Origin of the sequence: Pseudomonas sp. X4 (assembly GCF_040784925.1) — a bacterium.
Taxonomy (GTDB): domain Bacteria; phylum Pseudomonadota; class Gammaproteobacteria; order Pseudomonadales; family Pseudomonadaceae; genus Aquipseudomonas; species Aquipseudomonas putida_Z.
The window spans coordinates 4,422,216-4,442,926 of the sequence record NZ_CP160798.1 but is presented as its reverse complement, the minus strand read 5'-3'; the positions used below and the strand labels follow the sequence as shown (position 1 = coordinate 4,442,926).

Below are 20,711 nucleotides of genomic sequence, written 5' to 3'. Positions count from 1 at the left end.
CAAATGGCAGTCAGTCTCACATAGTCCATTTGGTTCTTTTCATATGCAAAAACATCACTTTAGCGCATAAACGCAACCTGCTATCGTTCCCCGGCTCCGAAGCGGAGTGCGCGGCCGTGCGCGCGAATAGCTGCATGCCTGAGACAGGACTTTTATGTACGTATACGACGAGTACGATCAGCGGATCATCGAGGACCGCGTCAAGCAGTTCCGTGATCAGACCCGCCGCTATCTGGCCGGTGAGCTGAGCGAAGAAGAATTCCGCCCTCTGCGCCTGCAGAACGGCCTTTACATCCAACGTTTCGCACCGATGCTGCGCGTCGCCGTGCCGTACGGCCAGCTGAACGCCACCCAGGTCCGCACCCTGGCCAGGATCGCCCGCGACTACGACAAGGGCTACGCCCACATCTCCACCCGCCAGAACGTGCAGTATAACTGGCCGGCACTGGAAGACATCCCGGACATCCTCGCCGAACTGGCCACCGTGCAGATGCACGCGATCCAGACCAGCGGCAACTGCCTGCGCAACACCACCACCGACCAGTTCGCCGGTGTAGCCGCAGACGAAATCGTCGACCCGCGCCCGTGGTGCGAAATCGTCCGCCAGTGGACCACCTTCCACCCGGAATTCGCTTACCTGCCGCGCAAGTTCAAGATTGCCATCAACGGCTCGCAGGAAGACCGCGCCGCCATCGAAGTGCACGACATCGGCCTGGAGCCGGTGCGCAATGCCGCTGGCGAGCTGGGCTTCCGCGTGCTGGTCGGTGGCGGCCTGGGCCGTACCCCGGTGGTGGGCTCGTTCATCAACGAGTTCCTGCCGTGGCAGGACCTGATCAGCTACCTCGACGCCATCCTGCGCGTGTACAACCGTTACGGTCGTCGTGACAACAAGTACAAGGCGCGGATCAAGATCCTGGTCAAGGCCCTTACCCCGGAAGTGTTCGCCGAGAAGGTCGAGGCCGAAATGGTCCACCTGCGCGGTGGCAGCACCACGCTGACCGAAGCCGAAGTGCAGCGTGTATCGCGCCACTTCGTCGACCCGGCCTACCTGGCCCTGGACAACGTCGACTACGCCGCCCTGGACGCCGAATACCCAGGCTTCGCCCGCTGGCGCTCGCGCAACACCCGCGCCCACAAGCGCCCTGGCTACGTGGCCGTGACCCTGTCGCTGAAGCCCACCGGCGTTGCCCCAGGCGACCTGACCGACAAGCAGCTGGACGCCGTGGCCGACCTGGCCGAGCGCTACAGCTTCGGCTTCCTGCGCACATCGCACGAGCAGAACATCATCCTCGCCGACGTCGAGCAGCGCCAGCTGCACGCCCTGTGGCTGGAACTGCGCGAAAGCGGCTTCGCCACCCCGAACATCGGCCTGCTGACCGACATCATCTGCTGCCCGGGTGGTGACTACTGCTCGCTGGCCAACGCCAAGTCGATCCCGATCGCCGAATCCATCCAGCGCCGCTTCGACGACCTGGACTACCTGTTCGACATCGGCGAGATCGACCTGAACATCTCCGGCTGCATGAACGCCTGCGGCCACCACCACGTGGGCCACATCGGCATCCTCGGCGTGGACAAGAAGGGCGAGGAGTTCTACCAGGTGTCGCTGGGCGGCAATGCCGCGCGTGGCGCGAGCCTGGGCAAGATCCTCGGCCCGTCCTTCGCACAGGATGACATGGCCGATGTGATCGAGAAGCTGATCGCCGTGTACGTCGAGCAACGTACCGAGGAAGAGCGTTTCATCGACACCTACCAGCGTATCGGCATCGACCCCTTCAAGGAACGCGTCTATGCAGCGAATCATTAAGAACAACCAGATCGTCGACGAAACCTGGCATCTGCTGCCCAAGGAAACGTCCTTTGACGAGCTGACCAACTGCGACGACTACATCGTCCCGCTGCAGATGTGGCGCGACCATGCCCACGTACTCAAGGCCCGCGACGGCGGCCTGGGCGTGTGGCTGGACAGCGACGAGCAAGCGGAAGAAATCGGCGAGGACGTGCAGCACTTCCAGGTCATCGCACTGAACTTCCCGGCGTTCACCGACGGGCGCAACTACTCCAATGCGCGCCTGCTGCGTGACCGCTACAAGTTCAAGGGCGAGCTGCGCGCCATTGGCGACGTGCTGCGCGACCAGCTGTTCTTCATGGCCCGTTGCGGTTTTGACGCGTTCGCCATCCGTGCCGACAAGGACCCGGAAGACGCGCTGCAAAGCCTGAAGGACTTCTCGGTGACCTACCAGGCAGCCACCGACGAGCCGCTGCCGCTGTTCCGCCGCCGCTGATCGTCACCTTGCAATGCCAAACGGCCCGCCTCTATGGCGGGCCGTTTCGTTTTCCTGTACCGGCCTCTTCGCGGGCTTGCCCGCTCCCACAGGTACTGCACCGTTCTTGAGTGCGGCGCGGTCCCTGTGGGAGCGGGTTCACCCGCGAAGAGGCCGGTACAGGTTTACCTTGCATTCCCTCAGCAACAGTCAAGGCACAGCGACCTATTCTTGCCTCCCGGTCAAATGACCTTGGCCCCGCCCCACCTTAATCAATCCCCCTCAAAGCCGCACACTGCTCCCCACACGAAGAGCGATCGAACCCGAGCGACCAGGCTCGATTCGGCTCACCCCTCACTCACCAGGAGCAGATCCATGAGCATTCCATCCTTCGGCCTCGGCACCTTCCGCCTCACCGGCCAGGCCGTCATCGATTCGGTCAAGTCGGCCCTGGAACTGGGCTACCGGGTCATCGACACCGCGCAGATCTACCAGAACGAAGCCGACGTCGGCCAGGCCATCGCCGAAAGCGGCGTCAAGCGCGACGAGCTGTTCATCACCACCAAGATCTGGGTCGAAAACTACGCCGCCGACAAGCTGATCCCGAGCCTGCGCGACAGCCTGCAGAAACTGCGCACCGACTACGTCGACCTGCTGCTGATCCACTGGCCTGCCCCAGGCAACGGCGTTGAGCTGCGCGAGTACATGAGCGCCCTGGCCGAAGCCAAGAAGCTGGGCCTGACCCGCCAGATCGGTGTGTCCAACTTCAACATCGAACTGACCCGCCAGGCCATCGAAGTGGTCGGCAAAGGCGAAATCGCCACCAACCAGATCGAACTCAGCCCGTACCTGCAGAACAGCAAGCTGACCGCGTTCCTCAAGGAACAAGGCATCACCGTCACCTCGTACATGACCCTGGCCTACGGCAAAGTCCTGAAGGACTCGGTTCTGGCCGACATCGCCGCCAAGCACAAGGCCACCGTCGCCCAGGTTGCCCTGGCCTGGGCCCTGCAGCTGGGCTACGCGGTGATCCCGTCGTCGACCAAGCGCGAAAACCTGGCCAGCAACCTGCTCGCCCGTGACCTGAAGCTGGACGCCGACGACATGGCACGCATCGCCAAGCTCGAACGCAATGGCCGCGAAGTCAGCCCTGACGGCCTGGCGCCAATCTGGGATTGATACCATGACCACACCCCTCGAACGCCTGACCGCTGGCGGCTTCAGCATCGGCCTGGAAGCACCGCTGGACCACGACTGGACGCCCGCCGGCGACCAGGCGCGGCGCCGCGATGGCCGCCAGTTCGGCGAGCCGGACCTGGCCCGCCACGCAGAACTGGCACAACTGGCCGACCGCCTGGGCTACCGCGCCCTGTGGGTCCGCGATGTGCCGCTGTACGACCCGTCGTTCGGCGACGCCGCCCAGGTGTTCGAGGTGTTTGCCTACCTCGGCTACCTGGCCGGGGTAACCCGCGACATCCTGCTTGGCACGGCTGCCGTGGTGCTGCCGATTCGCGAACCGCTGCTGACCCTGAAATCGGCCAACAGCGTGCAGCGCCTCAGTGGCAACCGCCTGCTGCTGGGCGTGGCCAGTGGTGACCGGCCGGTGGAGTACCCACTGTTCGGTCGGGATTTCGAGGGGCGTGGCAACACATTCCGCGAACAGGTCGCGCTGCTGCGTGATGGTGCCAACGGCCACCTGCCCGAAGGGCTGGCCGTGCTACCCAGCACCGCTTCGCCGCTACCGTTGCTGGTAGCCGGCCTGGCCCAGCAGAGCCCGGCATGGATCGGCAGCAACCTGGACGGCTGCCTGGCCTACCCCGGCACAGCGGACGACCACCGGCAGCGGGTCGCCGCCTGGCGCGCGGTGGCGGGCAACAAGCCCTACAGCAGCTTCATCCACCTGGACCTGGCGGACAACCCCGACGAACCGCTGCAACGCTGGCGCTTCGGTTTCCGCGGCGGCCGCAAGGCGCTGGCGACCGAGCTCGGCGCCCTGCGTGCGGCGGGCGTCGACCATATCGGTCTGCACCTGCGGCGCAACGTGCGGCCGCTGGACGAAACCCTGCGCGAAATCGCCGAATACGTATTGCCACAATTCCATGAGACAAAAGCCCAACTGACGGAGGCCACACCATGACAGGAACACGCGCAATGAAAGCCGGGCGCGTCCTGTTTGCCCTGGCCATCGGCGCCTTCGGCATCGGCACCACCGAGTTCACCCCGATGGGCCTGCTGCCGGTGATCGCCCAAGGTGTCGATGTCAGCATCCCCAGCGCTGGCATGCTGATTACCGCCTATGCCATCGGGGTGATGGTCGGTGCGCCGATCATGACCCTGCTGTTCAGCCGTTTCGGCAAGCGCGCTGCGCTGATGGCGCTGATGGCCATCTTCACCCTCGGCAACCTGCTGTCGTCGCTGTCGCCGGACTACTACACCCTGCTCGCCTCGCGCCTGGTCACCAGCCTCAACCACGGCGCGTTCTTCGGCCTTGGCGCAGTAGTGGCCGCCAGCGTGGTGCCCAAGGAGAAACAGGCCAGTGCCGTGGCCACCATGTTCATGGGCCTGACCATCGCCAACATCGGCGGCGTGCCGGCCGCCACCTGGATCGGCCAGCAGGTCGGCTGGCGCATGGCCTTTGCCGGTACCGCCGTGCTGGGCCTGCTGGCCATGGCCGCGCTGTGGTATGCCCTGCCCAAGGGTGAACGCGGCAGCGTGCCGCACGTGCGCAAGGAGCTGGCGGTCATCGCCCGCCCCAGCGTGCTGCTGGCAATGGCCACCACCGTGCTCGGTGCCGGCGCCATGTTCACCTTGTACACCTACGTGGCACCGGTACTGGCCGAACTGACCGGCGCCTCGGACAGTTTCGTCACCCTCGGCCTGGTGCTGATCGGTGTGGGCTTCACCCTGGGCAACAGCCTGGGTGGCCGCCTGGCCGACTGGTCGCTGGATGGGGCGGCGCGGATCTTCCTCGCGGCACTGGCAGTGATCATGCTGCTGATGCCGCTGGTGCTGGGCAGCCACATCGGCGCCGCCATCGCCTTGCTGGTGTGGGGCATGTTCACCTTCGCCGTGGTACCGCCGCTGCAGATGCGGGTGATGATCGCCGCCATCGAAGCACCGGGGCTGGCCTCGTCCATCAACGTCGGCGCGTTCAACCTGGGCAATGCCGTGGGCGCGGCGCTGGGTGGTGCGGTGATCAGCCTGGACCTGGGCTATGCGGCAGTGCCGATGGCAGGTGGCGTGCTGGCGGCTGCCGGGCTGCTGCTGGTGTGGCTGGGCGGGCGTACCAAGGCTGCCGGGAAAACCGCAGCCGACGCAGCCTGACAGAGCCCCCTCCTGTGGGAGCGGCCTTGTGTCGCGAAAGGGCTGCATCGCAGCCCCGGCAACCTATGCATCACAGCTGAAATCCCGGGGCCGCGTTGCGGCCCTTTCGCGACACAAGGCCGCTCCCACAGGGATTGCGCAAGCTTTCAGACTTGAGCAAGACAGTTGCACCATCTCGAGCGGTCTCAATTGTTCCACGCACTGCAATTATGATGTGCCAGGCACACCCATTCTCTGTTCGGCCAGCGGCTACTACTCTCCTACCAGCCTATCGAACTGAGGAGTACCCCGATGTCCCGCCCACCCCTGCCGCCCTTCACCCGCGAAAGCGCCATCGAAAAGGTCCGCCTGGCCGAGGATGGCTGGAATGGCCGCGACCCGGCCAAGGTCGCGCTTGCCTATACCATCGACACCGTCTGGCGTAACCGCGCCGAGTTCCCCCGCGGCCGTGCCGAGGTCGAGGCGTTCCTGACGCGTAAATGGAACCATGAACTGGAGTACCGCCTGATCAAGGAGCTGTGGGCCTTCACCGGCAATCGCATTGCCGTGCGCTATGCCTACGAGTACCACGACGACAGCGGTCAGTGGTACCGCGCCTATGGCAACGAAAACTGGGAGTTTGCCGAGGACGGGCTGATGCAGAACCGTCATTCGAGCATCAACGAGCACCCTATCAGCGAAGCCGAGCGCAAGTTCCGCTGGCCGTTGGGCCGGCGCCCGGATGATCACCCCGGGCTCAGCGAAATGGGGCTCTGATCAGCCCAGCGGCAGCATGACCCTGACTTCCAGCCCGCCACCCGGGCGGTTGCCCAGGGTCACGCTGCCCCCCTGCTCCAGCACGATGGCCCGTGCTGCGGGCAGGCCCAACCCAACGCCACCGGTATTGCGGTTGCGTGAACCTTCGATACGGTAGAACGGCGCGAATACCTGCTCATGCAGCTGCGGCGCGATGCCCGGCCCGCGATCCAGCACGGTAATCTCGATCTGCCTGGCGCTTACCGCCAGCACCACCGTTGGCTCACAGCCGTATTTCGCTGCATTGTCGATCAAGTTGACCAGCACGCGCTTGATACCCACGGGCCGCCCCGTGTAAACACAGCGGCGCGGCCCGCTGAGGCCGACCTCGACCCCCGCGTCCTTGAAATCGTCCACCACGGTCAGCAGCAACTCGCCCAGGTCGAATACGGTCGTCTGTTCCAGCCGTGCGTCATCACGGAAGAACTCCAACGCCGCATCGACCATCGCCTGCATCTCGTCGACGTCCTTGAACAACTTGGCCTGTAGCTGGGCATCGTCGATGAACTCGGCGCGCAAGCGCATGCGCGTCAGCGGTGCACGCAAGTCATGGGAAATGGCCGCAAGCATCTGGGTACGGTCGTTGAGAAAATGCTTGAGCTGCGCCTGGGTGGCATTGAACGCAAGAATGGCCTGGCGCAGGTCGTGCGGGCCGACCACCGGAATGGGCGGGGCGTTGAAGTCCTTGCCAAAACGCCGCGCACCTTCGGCAAAGCGTTCCAGCGGCTTGGCCAGGTAACGCGTGGCCAACAGCGCGACGGCAAGGCTGGAAACCAGCATCAGGCCGAGGATGATCAGGTTGCGCGGCAGTTCATCCAGGCCCCAGCTACGGCTGGTGGCACGGAACAGCACCCAGGACTTGTCACTCAGCGAGATCATCAGCGCATAGCCACGTTCAGGTGCGTACTCCGGCATGTCGGACGGTTCGAAAGCCTCCACCCTGGCATCCGGGCGCTTTAGCAGTGCGCGCAGGATAGGCGTGGCTTCGCTGAACTCGGCATCGACCAGCACTGGCACGCCCGCTTCGTCATGGCGGCGCAGCCACCGCACTGAATATGAGCCGTCGCCGGCCGCACTGGCGATGTTGGCACGCTGCGCCATGGGCGCGGCATCGAGGATGCGGGTGACCGCTGCAACCTTCTCGATCACCCCACTCTCCAGCAGCGGTGGCTGCGCCCAGACGCTCAGCAACAGGCTGAACAGTCCCTTGAGCATCAGCAGGAACAGCATCGCCGTCAGCGTGGTCAGCGCGATCCAGCGGGCAATGGTGATCCTGGGCCGTGGCAGGGCCTGGCGAACCCTGGCCAGCAGCTTCATCGCTTCGCGACCGTGGGCGTGAACAGGTAACCGGCATTGCGCAGGGTACGGATCAAGGGCTCGTTGCCGTTGTCGGTTTCAAGCTTGCGGCGCAGCCGGCTCACCTGGACGTCGATGCTGCGGTCATAGGCGTCGTAAGCATCGCCACGAGCCATGTCCAGCAACTGCTGGCGGCTGAGCACCCGCCGCGGATGTTCGGCGAACACCAGCAGCAACTCGAACTCACCGTTGGACAAGGGGATCATGACGTTGTCCGGCGAACGCAGCTCGCGCCGCACCACATCCAGCCGCCAGCCGGCAAACTCCAGGGTCGCGCAGGCATGGCCCGCCGTGCCACCGGCCGCTTCACCGGCACGTCGCAGCACTGCCCTCACCCGGGCCAGCAGTTCACGGGCGGCGAACGGCTTGGTCAGGTAGTCGTCTGCGCCCAGCTCCAGGCCAACCACCCGGTCGCTCAACTCACCCATGGCGGTGAGCATGATCACTGCCACCTTGTGCTCGGCCAGCAAGCGCTGGCACAGCACCAGGCCACTGTCGCCAGGCAGCATCACATCCAGAATGACCAGGTCCGGCACCCGCCGCTCGACGGCCTGCCACAGCGCCTTGCCATCCTTGGCCACATCAACCTCGTAGCCATGCTGGCAGAGAAACTTCTGCAGCAGGTCGAGCACCTCGACATCATCGTCGACTATCAGCAAATGGCTCACAAAAAAGCACCGCAAAACAAGGTTACCAAGCCGTACTTTAAGGCTATCCCCACGCAGCCGTCATATATTTCAACCCGGAAACAAAGTGTCGACGCCGAGACAATCCGGACATTCCCGGGCAAAGAAAACTGCGCAGCATCGCCGCCAGTTCTTGCCAGGAATGTATCTATGTCCCGTTCATCATCCACCTCCCGCTCAGCGCGCTCAGCCGCGCTGGCCTTGTCGCTGCTTGCAGCGGGAGGCTGCAGCCAACGTGCACCGGCCACGGCGACCTGCGGCAATGTCGCCTATCAGGTCAGTGACCCGGCCGAGCCCGCCAACCGCGCCGTTTTCGCCTTCAACCGCACGGTCGATGACTATCTGCTGGCCCCCGTCGCCAGGGGCTACGCCACGCTGCCCGGTTTTGCCCAACAGGGCATGCACAACTTTGCCAGCAACTTCGGTGAGCCCAAGGTGTTCGTCAACGACCTGCTGCAGGGCAATGGCGAACGGGCGATGACCAGCCTCAGCCGCTTCATCTTCAACACCACCCTGGGTGTGGCGGGGCTGGTCGACGTGTCTGGCAAGATGGGGCTGAGCCAGCATCGCTCGGACTTTGGCCAGACCTTCGGGGTGTGGAACATCGCCGCTGGCCCCATTGTCGAGCTGCCGCTGCTGGGCACCCACAACCTGCGCGATGCCACCGGCACGCTGCTGGGCCTGGCACTGGACCCGTTTGGCGGCAACAGCGATACCGTCGAAACCATGGGCAACGTAGCCACGGCCGGCGGCATCGTCGATGCACGGGCCGAAGCACTGCCATTGACCGACCTGCTGCGCACCTGGCCTGACTACTACCTTGCGCTGCGTGACTACACCGCGCAGCGGCGCAGCAACCGGGTGGCAGAAGGCAAGGCCGGCGAACCGGGGGCGTGGCCAGTGGATTGTGCAGGGGGTGCCCGTGAAGAATGATTCTCAAGCCGCCATGCTGCTGTTCAGGCGCCTGGAAGGCGCTGCCCGGCAACCGCTGTTACTGCATGAACTGGAGGCCCGGGTTTCGGCCGATGGCCGGAGCCTGGTGCTGAGCCGCTATCGCGAACGCTTTACCGCCGAAGGCAAGCCCTACCGGCACGAGGCTCACCGCAGCGTACCGATTGCAGCATTGCTGCGCTGGGTGGCGCGGCACGAACGATGAATCCGAGGGCGGCCAGGTATTAGCAGGGACCCTGTGGGAGCGGCTTTAGCCGCGAACACCGGCGCAGCCGGTGCCATGCACCGCGTTGGATTTTTCGCGGGTAAACCCGCTCCCACAGGGTACGCGGACCGCTTGCGAATTCAGGGCGTCAGGCCCGGAATGTCCGAAACGCGACAGTGGCTGCCTGTTCGGCGTGAGACAGGCAAACCGGGCACTGGCTACCCTTCTTCGGCAAATGCCTTGTTCCCTTTCGCCAGAAGAAGATCGCCCATGACGACCTCCACCGCCTCCATGGCCGCCACCACACCTGCCGACCAACCCCAGGGCTTTCTGGTCCGCATCGTCGGCGCTGCCGCATTCGCCCACCTGCTCAACGACCTGATCCAGGCCGTGCTGCCATCCATCTATCCGATGCTCAAGAGCGATTTCGCGCTGAGCTTTGCCCAGATCGGCTGGATCGCACTGATCTACCAGGTGACCGCGTCCCTGCTGCAACCCTGGGTCGGCCTGTGCACCGACAAGCACCCGCAACCCTACCTGCTGCCGGCCGGCATGCTGGTGACGCTGGTGGGCATCGCCCTGCTCGCCTTCGCCAGCAGCTATGAAATGCTGCTGGTGGCCGCGGCGGTAGTCGGCGTGGGCTCGGCGACCTTCCACCCCGAAGCCTCGCGAGTGGCCAGGATGGCCTCCGGTGGGCGCTTCGGCACCGCGCAATCGACCTTCCAGGTCGGTGGCAACACCGGCTCGGCCCTAGGCCCGCTGCTGACCGCTGCCATCGTCATTCCGCACGGCCAGCCGGCCATTGCCTGGTTCATGCTGGCGGCCGCGCTGGCGGTATTCGTGCTGCTGCGGGTGACCGGCTGGACCGTGCGCCACGGCCAGACCCGGCTCAAGTCCTTCGCCGGCCAGCAGGCCCCCGGCCTGTCGCGTGGTGCCATGTGGCGTGCGGTGGCGGTTATCGCCGTGCTGATGTTCGCCAAGTTCGTCTACATCGCCTCGTTCACCAACTACTTCACCTTCTACCTGATCGAGCATTTCGGCCTGAGCGTGCAGCACAGCCAGCTGTACCTGTTCGTGTTCCTCGCGGCCGTGGCCCTGGGCACCTTCGCCGGAGGCCCGGTGGGTGACCGTATCGGGCGCAAGGCGGTGATCTGGGTCTCGTTCCTCGGCGTGGCGCCCTTCGCCCTCGCCCTGCCCTACGCCAACCTGGCCTGGACGGCGGTACTGGCGGTGGCCATCGGCTTGGTGATGTCCTCGGCCTTCGCCGCCCTGGTGGTGTATGCCCAGGAGGCCGTGCCGGGCCGTGTCGGCATGGTGTCGGGGGTGATGTTCGGGTTGATGTTCGGTATCAGCGGCATCGGCGCCGCCGGGCTTGGTGAACTGGCCGACCGGCATGGCATCGAGTGGGTGTACCAGGTCATCTCGTTCCTGCCGCTGCTGGGGTTGGCCACCGCGCTGCTGCCAACAACCCGCTCGCAAGCCCGCCCCAGCCGCTGCTGTTAAAGTGGGCGCGCCAGGCTGCCCGTACAAGAGGTCGAAATGCTGAAGCCGCAGCACGAATTGCTGGTGGAGGTGGATGAGTGGAGCTGGGAGGTCGGCAGCCGTGCGACGGACTACCCGACCGACTGGTTCATCGAGCCCCACAGCCATGCCAAGCACCAACTGATCTATGCCATCAAAGGCCTGATGATCGTCGAGTCCGGTAACGAACGCTGGACCGTGCCACCCAGCCGCGGCGTATGGATGCCCTGCGGCCAGGTGCACGCGATCCGCTGCGTGGGCGATGTGAAGATGCGCAGTGTGTTCGTGCGCACCGACGCGGCAGTGCAGTTGCCCGTGCAGAGCAAGGCTATCAGCATCTCGCCGTTGCTCAGCGAACTGATCAAGGCCTCCGTAGGCTTTACCGCGCCGTTTGCCGAGGACTCGCGTGAAGCCCGGGTGATGCGCCTGATCCTCGACGAGATCTGCGTGCTGCCGACCTTGCCGCTGAAGCTGTCGCAGCCCGGCGACAAGCGCCTGCAGGCAATCTGCGCCGCGCTGCACGAGCGGCCTGACGATAACGCCACCGTGGCCGACTGGGGCCAGCAGCTGGGGGTGGACGAAAAGACCATCCAGCGCCTGTTCCGCAAGGAAACCGGCATGACCTTCGGCCAGTGGCGCCAGCAGGCGCGGCTGATGCAGGCACTGGAGCGGATCGCCCTGGGCGAGCGGATCATCGATGTGGCTGGGACGCTGGGGTATGACAGCCCAAGTGCCTTCGCCAGCATGTTCAAGCGCCAGTTCGGTACTACGCCGAGTCAGTTCTTCAAATAACCTGGAAGCGACACATTGACTGTGCGGGCCTCTTCGCGGGTAAACCCGCTCCCACAGGGATATCACCGCACCTGAGGCTAGTGACACTCCTGTAGGAGATCACCCGGCACTCTGGGCTGCGCTTTCGCGCAGAGAATTCAATTCCTAAGCGCGACGCGGCCTCTGTGGGAGCGGGTTTACCCGCGAACACCGGCCAAGCCGGTGCCAGGCAGCGCGCCCCTGCTCAGCCCAGCCAGCGCACCAGCGCGAAACCGGCGAAGGTCATCAGCAGCGAGCCCAGCACATGCGCCGACACCGTGGCCATGGCCCAGCCATAACGGCCATGCATCAGCATCGCCATCACCTCGGCGGAAAACGTCGAGAAGGTAGTGAGGCCACCGCAGAAGCCGGTGGTGACCAGCAGCCGCCAGGCCGGGTCGAGGTTGGGCCAGCGCAGGAAAAACGCCATGGCCCCGCCAATGATGAAACCGCCAACCAGGTTCACCAGCAAGGTGCCGAAGGGCATGCCCGGGAACAGCGAATTCAGGCGCAGGCCCAATAGCCAGCGCAACACGCAACCAGCGCTGCCACCAACAACTACGGAAAAAAGGGACAGGTACATCGGGAAACTCCACAGGGTAAACGGGAACCCTGTGGGTAGACGGCGGGCGATAGCCTACGCGCCCCTGTCACAGGGTATGCGTAGGCATCATCAGCGCGGGGGCGGTTCAAGGAGGAATGCCATCTCCTGGGGGGAGATGCTATGAAACCAGGCGCTACTATGCAATATCCTGATACATCAACCGCCTGATCGGCCCCGCGTTGCCTGATCTCGCGCAGCAACCCTGCCAAGCCGTGTACAGTAGCCTCACAACAAAGCCCCCAGAAGGAGCCCGGCACATGACCGTGACGCTGTCCCCCCTGCAGATCGACTGCGATTTCGACTCCGGCAACATCCAGGTGCTGGATGCCAGCAACCCGGCCCGGGTGCACCTGGCCATCCGCCCGGACACCCACAGCGGCCACTACCAGTGGTTCCACTTCAAGGTCAGCGGGCTGACGCCGGGCCAGGTCCATCGCTTCAGCCTCGACAACGCCTCCGGTTCCTCCTACAAGAACGCTTGGAGCGGCTACAACGCCGTGGCCTCCTACGACCAGCAAACCTGGTTCCGCGTCCCCAGCCAGTTCGACGGCACGGCGCTGTCGTTCGAGGTAAAGGCCGAACAGCCGCACATCTGGTTCGCCTACTTCGAGCCCTACCCGCGCGCGCGCCACAACCAGCTGATCGAGCGTGCACAGCAACTGCCGGGGGTCGAATTGCTCGCCAGTGGCCGCAGCGTACAGGGCCGCGACATTCCCCTGCTGCGCGCCGGTGATGGCGCCGCAGGCAAGCGCAAGCTGTGGCTGATTGCCCAGCAACACCCGGGCGAACACATGGCCGAATGGTTCATGGAGGGCGTGATCGACCGCCTGCAGGCCAACGACGCGGTGATCCGGCAGTTGCTGGCCAAGGCCGACCTGTACCTGATCCCCAACATGAACCCCGACGGCGCCTTCCTCGGCCACCTGCGCACCAACTTCAAGGGCAAGGACCTCAACCGTGCCTGGCAGGACGCCAGCGTCGAGCTCAGCCCCGAGGTGTTCTTCGCCCAGGCGCAGATGAAGCAATACGGCGTGGATGCGTTCATCGACGTGCATGGCGACGAGGAGATTCCCCATGTGTTCACCGCGGCCTGCGAGGGCAACCCCGGCTACACGCCGCGTCTGGCCAAGCTGGAAGAGCAGTTCCGCAGCACCTTGTGCAGCCTGACCCGCGACTTCCAGACCTTGCATGGCTATACCCGCGACGAACCGGGGCAAGCCAACACGACGCTGGCCTGCAATGCGGTGGGGATGGCGCATGACTGCCTGTCGCTGACCCTGGAAATGCCGTTCAAGGACCATGACGACGCGCCGGATGCTGTCACCGGGTGGTCGGGGGCGCGCTCGAAGGATTTGGCCGGGGCGGTGTTGGAGACATTGGCGAAGATGGTTGGCGATTTGCGCTGACTGAAACGGCCCATCGCCGGCAAGCCGGCTCTCACAGGACTGCACATGACTCATGGAATTAGCAGGGACCCTGTGGGAGCGGCTTTAGCCGCGAACACCGGCGTAGCCGGTGCCATGCACCCCGTTGGATTCTTCGCGGCTAAAGCCGCTCCCACAGGTTACGCGGACCGCCGCTGCCACAAGGTCCCTGCGCTCAGAACTGCACATCCAGAAGCACGCTGTCGGTATAGGTCGCAGCCGGGGGTGTAGCCTGGTCGGTGTAGACCTTGGCGTTGTAGTTGAACACCTGGCTACCGGTGCCGGTCCCCGTGCCGGGGTTCACATCGGCATCGGTACTGGCCCGTCGCGCAGCTCCTACCGAACCCCAGCGCACCGCACCGGCGCCCTTGAAAATGTCATAGGCCAGGTAGTTGTTGGCCGCCGACTTCATCCGCCGCCGCCCATTGGCCACGTTCTGCCCGTCATCCAGGCCCACGGTGTAGTTGCTGCCCTTGGTGCACGACACACTCAGGCTCTGGCTCACCGTGCCGAACCCCGCCACCACCGGCGCGCTGGCGAAATTGATGCTGGGTGTGGTGATCTGGCAGTCGTTGGTCACCGTCATGCTCACCAGCAGGGTCTTGGTACCAGTGCCCTGGTCTCGCCCTATGCAAAGCCCGCCAACACCAATCCCGTCGCAATAGTCCCAGGTCCACTCGACAGTGAGGGTTTCCTGATACAACCCGGCCGATACGTTGCTGCCTACCTGCGTGCGCATGTAGATGGGCACGTTCTTCGGTGTACCGTTGAGCAACCCGAGCAAGTCGAGGATGCCGGTGGTCCTGAATTCGAAGGCGGTGCCACGGGTAATCGGATAGGTGGTCGTGGCGTCGGCATACAGCGTGTAGGGGATCACATCCCCGGTAGGGCCTACCAGCCCGCTGGTGGTAGAGGTGACCTTGATCTTGAAGGAGTCGGTGCTGCTGAGCACGCTGATCACCGAACCGTTGCATTGCAGGCCCGAGTTGGTACTGGAAGCTGTCTGTACCGCGCCACGTACCTGGGTCGAGTTGAGCGAACCAAACGCCGCCGGCGTAGTCAGCACTGACGTGCACTTGGCCCAGGCCGAGCCCGCCCACAACAACAAGGCGCATGCCCACAAACCACGCCAGCAGGCCTTCACTTGCACACCAACGGGCCGATCAAGGGGATCGAACCTTGTGCTTCAGGCAGGTCGAACGCCACCTGGCACTGCCCGCCCCCTTCCAGCTCCACCTGCAGGCGGTTATGCGGCGCCAGGTTCTCCAGATACACCAGGCCATCCCAACCGACCACCGCCTGGCTGCCGCTTTCTGCATGGGTGACACGGCTGCCCAGCTTGAGCACCTGCCGGTCGGCGTCCACCAGTTCGACACTGGCCGCCAGCACGCGCCTGAGCGGAAACTCCAGCAGGTAGCCACTGCCCCGGCGCACCGCCACCCGCTGCTCCACTTCCGGCGCGAGGATGTCTGGGGGCAAGTCCATGGGGTCGATCTCGTACTTGCCGCGGTAGTAACCGCTGCTGTACGGCACCAGCAGGTGGCCATCGGCATCGGTGCGGCCGACCTCCTGGTTTTCATAGCGCACAGGCACATCGGCGTAACCACCGGTGCTGACCACCACGAAGGCATCGTCGATGCGGTTGGCAGCGAACAGCCCGGCATCCATCCACACCAGCGAGCCACTGGCGTCGGCCCAGCGGGTCATCTCGCCACTGCTGCCATACACACCGGCCTGCAACTGCACCGACTGCAGGCGCCAGGTGACATCGGCCTGGCGGTAGGCATCGCGCTCGCTACCGGCGGCGTAGCCCAGGTTGTAACCGACACCACCACCCACCGGCGTCGCGCGGCTGTAGTTGACCCGCTGCAGGCTTTCGCCCTGCTGGCTGCGCTCCATGCCCAGGGCCAGGGTGCCGTGCAGGTCGAACGGGATCACCAGTTGCGCCTGCACCGCCCACTGGCTGTCCCCCACTTCACGGTTGGCCGACAGATACACGCTGCTGTTGCCCCACAGCGGCCTGCTGTAGCTCAGGTTGATCAACCGGGTTCGTGTGCCGTCACCGGCGCGCACATCGAAATAGCCGGCGCCGATGTTGCCGTATTCGTTCAGGTTCAGGCTCAAGGTGACCTGTTCGCTGCGCTGGCTCAGCTGTATGTCCCGGCTGTCGACCCGAGTCAGGTCGGCATAGTCGCCATGGCGTTGCAGGCGCTGGTAGCTGAAGCCGATGCGCTGGCTGTTGTACTGGTAACCGAGGGCGACCTGGTGGCCCTTGTCGCCGTCGAACCGGCTCTGCGCCAGGGCCGCGTTGAGCACGCCGAGGTTGCCCAGCCTCATGTTGCCGCCCAGGCCGCCCAGCATCAGCGATTCGGCGCTTTCGGCATGGGTCTCCAGGGTGAAGATGTCGCTGACCCCGTAGCGCAGGCTGGCCGAAGCAACCCCGGGGCCGTAGGCAAAATCGCGCACCCCGTAGTCACGGCGCAGGCTGCCGGCTGCCACCGAATAGTCGCTCAGGCCCTGCTGCAGCAGGCTGCTGGTGACGTAGAACGGCAAGGTGGTCGACACCTGCCGGCCAAGGGCATCGGTGGTAACCACCACCGCCTCCCCGGCGCCGTTGATGAACGGCACGTTGGTCAACGTGTAGGGGCCCGGCTGCAATTCGCTGGTGCTGGACTTGTAGCCATTGATGAACAGGTCCAGCGAGGTCGGTACCGCCGCTTCACCGGAGAACGCCGGCAGCGGATAGGTGACCAGGTCGGGGCGCGCAGCGAAATCGCGCGACAACTGCAGGCCACCGACCCGCACCGAGCTGGTCCAGGGCAAGGCCCCGGTTATCAGGTCACCGGCTTCGTAGGTCAGCAGGCGCTGTTCGTCGGTGAAGCGCCAGGTGGTGTCGTAACGCAAGAAGCCCTGGCGCGTGTCGTCGGTCGGCGCACCATTGAACGACTGGCGCCATTGCCCGGTGCTGGAGAACGTACCCCAGCTGTCGAACAGACGCAGTTCGTTCCAGGCCGCCAGGTAGCTGCCGCCGTCATCGGTGTCGTTGAGGTACAGGTCGTAGTTGAACAAGGCGCCGAAACTGCTGCGCGCATCGCTGGCCGGGTACAGGTTGCGGTCGCCCAGTTGCTGGTCGGGCAGCCAGGCCGGCGGCACTTGCAGCAGCAGGCGCTGGTTCTGGCTGTCGTAGTCGGCGTGCAGCCCGGCGATGGCCTCCAGGGCCACCTCGCCCTGCGGGTTGCCCGGCAACGAGACGCCGGCCGCCCGCAACACTTCGCTGTCCAGGTACAACTGCCCGGCGCGCTGCTGCACCGGCACCAGTTCAGCCCTGGGCATCTGGTTCACCAGCAGCTCGAGGTACAACGTGGCATCGGCGATCGCGGACAGCTCCGTGGGTGGCGGCGGCAGGTCGTCGGCCAGCACCAGGCCAGGGCCGACCAGGGCCAGCCCCAGGCACCAGCGGTGCGTCCTCGCTGTCAGCCACCTCACACACGGTTTCCAACCATTGCCGGGTCCTCCCTGGCCCCTGCGTGGCATTCAGGCGCAGGCTCATTGGCTTTGGCGGATGGCGTCCGCGCTGCTCTGGCCGTTTACCCTCCCCTTCAGCACACTGCCGGCACTCGGTGCCAGCGGTGCCGGCCAGCGCATGCTGGCCCCCGGCAGCACATAACCCAGTAGGCCATCGGCCAGTGGCTTGCTCTGGCTGCCCTGCTGCACCACCACATCGGTCAGCCGCGCATGCACAGCGCCGGTGTTGCGCAGCTCCACGTACGGCTTGCCCTGCACGGTCACCGCACGCCAGCTGAGTTGCGGCTTGCCGACGCCCTCGGCATTGCGCTTGCCCGCGGGATCGGCCTTGCCCCACAGGCCTTCGCCATAGACGAACAGGGGTACCGAGTAGCGCATCTGCAGGCGGATCGCCGCGGTGGTGCCGGGCTCGGCCTTGTCGACGGGGATGGCGGGCGGAATTTCGTCGATGATGATGCGGTAGGCCTGCTCCTGGCCGACTGGCGAAGGGCCGGTGCGGGTCAGGCGGATCAGTTGCTTCTGCCCGGGAGCGATGTTGGCCACCGGCGGGCTGCCAATGATCTCGCGCTGTGCCTGGTACTGTTCCTGGTAGTCACCCTGGCGCCAGGCGAACACGCGCACCTGCAGGTTGGCCGGCGCCGTGCCACGGTTTTCCAGCCACAGTGCGCCGGCCTTCTGGTCAGCCTCCAGCACCGGGTCGATCGGCCAGATCAGCACCGAGGTGGCCGCCCCGGCCGGCAGGCTCGCCAGCCACAATGCTCCGATCAATCCACGCGCCCACTTCGCGCCTGCCCCCATGAAGCTCTCCTTGAATACCGGTCGTTGGTGCCGGTGAATTCACCAGGTCACCGTCACTTGCACCACATCGGTGTAGGTCCCCGCCGGCTGCGTGCCGGTCAGCTGAACCCGCCCGTACACCGGCAGCTTGATCGCCGTCGGGTCGGTGTAGCTCACGGCCACGCTCTGGCCGATCCCCAGGCTCTGGCTGTATGCCGCATCCCGGTACAACTGGTAGGCCAGCACCTGCGTGCCGCCCGTACGCTTGAGGTTACGTGTGCCACTGGCACTGTTCTGCCCGCCATCCACGCTCATGCTCAAGGCCACCCCCGGGGTGCACTGGAAGGTCACCGTGCTGCCGCCCAACGAGGTGCCGATGACTCCGCTGGCCAGCGCCGATTGCGAACCGTAGTCGAGCGTCCCGAAGCTGCTCACACCGCCTACCACCAGGCACCCGGCAACGATCTGCGCCGTCACCTGGAAGCTGCTGGTGGTCGCCGCATCCAGAGGCGCGGCCAGCAGCACGCCAAGGCCGCTCAGGCTGCCCGCCAGCCAGCTGCGCATGGTTCAGAACGACAGCTCGACGGACACTGTGTCGGTGTACACCCCCGCCGGCAGGCCGGCCTTGCCGCGTGCCTGGCCATACAGGTTGACGGTCTGGGCCGTACCGCTGCTGATCGGCAAGGTGATGGTGCCGTTGATGGCCAACACCTGCGTGCGGCCGGAATCGGTGTAGAAGTCGTACGGCACGAAGTTGCCGGCGCCATCCGCCAGCGCACGGCTGCCCCCGGTCGACTGGCCATCGTGGACGCCTGCCCCCACGCGGATCACCGGTACCGTGCCAGCCGAGCAGAGAATGCTGATCGCCCCTCCGCCGCCGCCGATCACCTGGGCGTCTGCGCTGGTGAACAGGGCATCGCGAGTACCGAAGTCCAGGGCGCCGAAGTTCACCCCCGAAGTGCCCGAACTGCCATTGACCTGGCACGCCGCGGTCAAGGTCAGCTTCGAGTCGATGGTCCCGGTCGTGGCGGCCTGGGCCTGGGAAGCCAGCATCAGCCCCAGGCCGGTGAGGATGCAGCGTGAAAGGTTCGTTCTCATCGAAGTCTCCTTGTGTCGTTACCAGTCCAGGGTCACCCTCAGGGTGTCACGGTACAGCCCGGCCGGCAGCGCGCGCGGTTGCGCCACTACCACACCGTAGATGGGGATCGGTATCTGCCGGGTACTGCTGATGGTGAAGGCACGCGCCTGGCCGATGCCGTAGCGGCTGTTACCGCCTGGGTCGATCGCCAGTTGATAGGGGATCAGCTCGCGGCCGTTGCTCAGGCGCCGTATGCCGTCGCTGCCATTCAGGCCGCCGTTGATGCGCACGTTGAACGCCCGCACCTCGGGCGTGCAGCTGATCTGCAGGCTGCCTTCGCCGCTCACATCATCAACCCGGCTGCGCAGCGGCTGGTCCCAGTTCGGTCCGCGCTCGCCGAAGTCCATCAGGCCGGGGTTACCCACCGTTGCCGGTTGCGTCTCGTTGCTGCTGATCTGGCAAGCGGTGCTGATCACCAGCCGCGCCTGGATGAAACCGGTGCTGGTGCCATGCGCGGCACCACCGGGCACCAGCAGCGGGCCCAGGGAAAGCAGCAGGATCGAGGTACGGTTCATGGCGTCGCGTCCTTGTGCATGGCGGCATCCCTACCAGCTGACGGTGACTTTGAGCAGGTCGGCGTACAGGCCAGCAGGCGGTACCCAGGCCAGCTTGTCGATCCGAGCAAACAACGGCAGCTCGACCGAACCGCTGCTCGGCACCCGCGCCGAATGCGCCACATTCACCGGCAGCGGTTCGCGCCAGGCAGCGTCGCGGTAAAGGCGATACGGGATGGGCCGGGCCGTGGCATCGTCACTGGCCAGGAAGCGCAAATCGCCGACGCCGCCATGCTGACCACCGTCGACGCGGACCTGATAGGGGGTGTGAGGATTGCATTCCAGGCGTGGCGGGCGCTGGCTCAACAGCGCGCCGGTGAGCGGCGCCCCAGGGCCATCCAGCCGTGCAGCAGCGCCCAGGTCGATGTGCCCAAGCGCCTGTGCCCCGGCATCGCGGGGCTGGTTGACCAGCATGCAGCCGCGCTGCACCAGCACCCGCACCTCCACCAGGAAGTCCGCCGCCATGGCGCTGCTGCTCAACATAAGGCCCAACAGGGCGGCCAGGTAGCGCTCCGTCACCTAATTATCCTTGTCGATGTCTGCTGACCTGAGCGTAGCAGCGGAGTGGCATCACGCTGCTGGCATCGAGCCATTTTTTTGTATTAGCCAAAAAGCGCTACCACCTGAAAAAAAAGCCGCACGACACAGAACGCATCGCGGACATTCTCCTCAAATGGCCAAAGGCCGTTATCCGGACCGATATTCTGTTAGGGTGTATCCCTTTCATCCTGCCTAGACTCATGCGGCATGCATGGAAGGACACGACAGGAGCGTTTT

Annotated in this window: 21 protein-coding genes and 1 riboswitch; of the genes, 11 read left to right on the top strand and 10 right to left on the bottom strand. The window is 65.1% G+C overall.

What is annotated here, in order from left to right; translation table 11 throughout:
• Positions 1-154: 154 nt before the first annotated feature.
• From ABX298_RS19880 to ABX298_RS19855, 6 genes are all read left to right on the top strand, one after another.
• Positions 155-1,807, top strand: a complete 1,653-nt coding sequence (locus ABX298_RS19880) for a nitrite/sulfite reductase (RefSeq protein WP_085617583.1) — start codon at positions 155-157, stop codon at positions 1,805-1,807.
• Positions 1,791-2,285: a DUF934 domain-containing protein gene (locus tag ABX298_RS19875; protein ID WP_075044637.1), complete on the top strand. Its 495-nt coding sequence runs from the start codon at positions 1,791-1,793 to the stop codon at positions 2,283-2,285. Before ABX298_RS19880 ends, ABX298_RS19875 begins: the two co-directional genes overlap by 17 nt.
• A gap of 354 nt (positions 2,286-2,639) precedes the next feature.
• On the top strand, positions 2,640-3,443 hold the full coding sequence (gene dkgB / locus ABX298_RS19870) for a 2,5-didehydrogluconate reductase DkgB (protein ID WP_075044636.1): 804 nt from the start codon (positions 2,640-2,642) through the stop codon (positions 3,441-3,443).
• A gap of 4 nt (positions 3,444-3,447) precedes the next feature.
• Positions 3,448-4,401, top strand: coding sequence for a TIGR03571 family LLM class oxidoreductase (locus ABX298_RS19865; protein ID WP_075044635.1), 954 nt, complete (start codon positions 3,448-3,450; stop codon positions 4,399-4,401).
• Positions 4,398-5,588, top strand: a complete 1,191-nt coding sequence (locus ABX298_RS19860; RefSeq protein WP_367393520.1) for an MFS transporter — start codon at positions 4,398-4,400, stop codon at positions 5,586-5,588. The genes ABX298_RS19865 and ABX298_RS19860 overlap by 4 nt, the downstream gene beginning before the upstream one ends.
• 291 nt (positions 5,589-5,879) lie before the next feature.
• On the top strand, positions 5,880-6,344 hold the full coding sequence (locus ABX298_RS19855; RefSeq protein ID WP_367393519.1) for a DUF1348 family protein: 465 nt from the start codon (positions 5,880-5,882) through the stop codon (positions 6,342-6,344).
• Here ABX298_RS19855 and ABX298_RS19850 read toward each other — a convergent pair whose 3' ends face one another.
• Positions 6,345-7,700, bottom strand: a complete 1,356-nt coding sequence (locus ABX298_RS19850; RefSeq protein ID WP_367393518.1) for an ATP-binding protein — start codon at positions 7,698-7,700, stop codon at positions 6,345-6,347. It abuts the gene before it with no gap.
• Entirely contained in the window at positions 7,697-8,407 is a 711-nt protein-coding gene (locus ABX298_RS19845; protein WP_085592953.1) for a response regulator, read from the bottom strand. Before ABX298_RS19845 ends, ABX298_RS19850 begins: the two co-directional genes overlap by 4 nt.
• Before the next feature lie 168 nt (positions 8,408-8,575).
• Between ABX298_RS19845 and ABX298_RS19840 the strand changes: the two genes are divergently transcribed.
• From ABX298_RS19840 to ABX298_RS19825, 4 genes are all read left to right on the top strand, one after another.
• On the top strand, positions 8,576-9,358 hold the full coding sequence (locus tag ABX298_RS19840; protein ID WP_367393517.1) for a VacJ family lipoprotein: 783 nt from the start codon (positions 8,576-8,578) through the stop codon (positions 9,356-9,358).
• Positions 9,359-9,371: 13 nt separating this feature from the next.
• Complete coding sequence (locus ABX298_RS19835; protein ID WP_075044630.1) at positions 9,372-9,581, top strand: hypothetical protein; 210 nt, start codon at positions 9,372-9,374, stop codon at positions 9,579-9,581.
• A 270-nt stretch (positions 9,582-9,851) separates the two neighbouring features.
• Positions 9,852-11,084 carry an MFS transporter gene (locus tag ABX298_RS19830; RefSeq protein ID WP_367393516.1) on the top strand — a complete coding sequence of 411 codons (1,233 nt, stop codon included), beginning with the start codon at positions 9,852-9,854 and terminating at the stop codon, positions 11,082-11,084.
• A 36-nt stretch (positions 11,085-11,120) separates the two neighbouring features.
• Positions 11,121-11,894, top strand: a complete 774-nt coding sequence (locus ABX298_RS19825; RefSeq protein WP_075044628.1) for a helix-turn-helix domain-containing protein — start codon at positions 11,121-11,123, stop codon at positions 11,892-11,894.
• A gap of 223 nt (positions 11,895-12,117) precedes the next feature.
• On the opposite strand, the gene crcB is transcribed toward ABX298_RS19825, so the two are convergent.
• Positions 12,118-12,495, bottom strand: a complete 378-nt coding sequence (crcB, locus tag ABX298_RS19820; protein ID WP_025338468.1) for a fluoride efflux transporter CrcB — start codon at positions 12,493-12,495, stop codon at positions 12,118-12,120.
• A gap of 74 nt (positions 12,496-12,569) precedes the next feature.
• A riboswitch (Fluoride riboswitch) is annotated at positions 12,570-12,631 on the bottom strand.
• Between the two features lie 142 nt (positions 12,632-12,773).
• Here crcB and ABX298_RS19815 point away from each other — a divergent pair.
• Positions 12,774-13,922, top strand: coding sequence for a M14-type cytosolic carboxypeptidase (locus ABX298_RS19815; protein WP_317409513.1), 1,149 nt, complete (start codon positions 12,774-12,776; stop codon positions 13,920-13,922).
• Positions 13,923-14,115: 193 nt separating this feature from the next.
• Here ABX298_RS19815 and ABX298_RS19810 read toward each other — a convergent pair whose 3' ends face one another.
• The 7 genes from ABX298_RS19810 to ABX298_RS19780 form a co-directional block, all read right to left on the bottom strand.
• Positions 14,116-15,084 carry a spore coat U domain-containing protein gene (locus tag ABX298_RS19810; protein WP_286101411.1) on the bottom strand — a complete coding sequence of 323 codons (969 nt, stop codon included), beginning with the start codon at positions 15,082-15,084 and terminating at the stop codon, positions 14,116-14,118.
• Complete coding sequence (locus ABX298_RS19805) at positions 15,081-17,378, bottom strand: fimbria/pilus outer membrane usher protein (protein ID WP_157896986.1); 2,298 nt, start codon at positions 17,376-17,378, stop codon at positions 15,081-15,083. The genes ABX298_RS19810 and ABX298_RS19805 overlap by 4 nt, the downstream gene beginning before the upstream one ends.
• A gap of 108 nt (positions 17,379-17,486) precedes the next feature.
• Positions 17,487-18,263 carry a molecular chaperone gene (locus ABX298_RS19800; RefSeq protein WP_075044624.1) on the bottom strand — a complete coding sequence of 259 codons (777 nt, stop codon included), beginning with the start codon at positions 18,261-18,263 and terminating at the stop codon, positions 17,487-17,489.
• A gap of 39 nt (positions 18,264-18,302) precedes the next feature.
• Positions 18,303-18,806 (bottom strand): spore coat U domain-containing protein, encoded by a 504-nt coding sequence (locus ABX298_RS19795; protein WP_085592943.1) that lies wholly within the window; start codon positions 18,804-18,806, stop codon positions 18,303-18,305.
• A 3-nt stretch (positions 18,807-18,809) separates the two neighbouring features.
• Positions 18,810-19,340, bottom strand: a complete 531-nt coding sequence (locus ABX298_RS19790) for a spore coat U domain-containing protein (RefSeq protein ID WP_085663165.1) — start codon at positions 19,338-19,340, stop codon at positions 18,810-18,812.
• A gap of 18 nt (positions 19,341-19,358) precedes the next feature.
• Positions 19,359-19,895 (bottom strand): spore coat U domain-containing protein, encoded by a 537-nt coding sequence (locus ABX298_RS19785; protein ID WP_075044621.1) that lies wholly within the window; start codon positions 19,893-19,895, stop codon positions 19,359-19,361.
• A gap of 30 nt (positions 19,896-19,925) precedes the next feature.
• The gene (locus tag ABX298_RS19780; RefSeq protein WP_367393515.1) at positions 19,926-20,453 is read right to left on the bottom strand and encodes a spore coat U domain-containing protein; all 528 of its coding nucleotides are present in this window, start codon (positions 20,451-20,453) and stop codon (positions 19,926-19,928) included.
• Between the last annotated feature and the right edge of the window lie 258 nt (positions 20,454-20,711).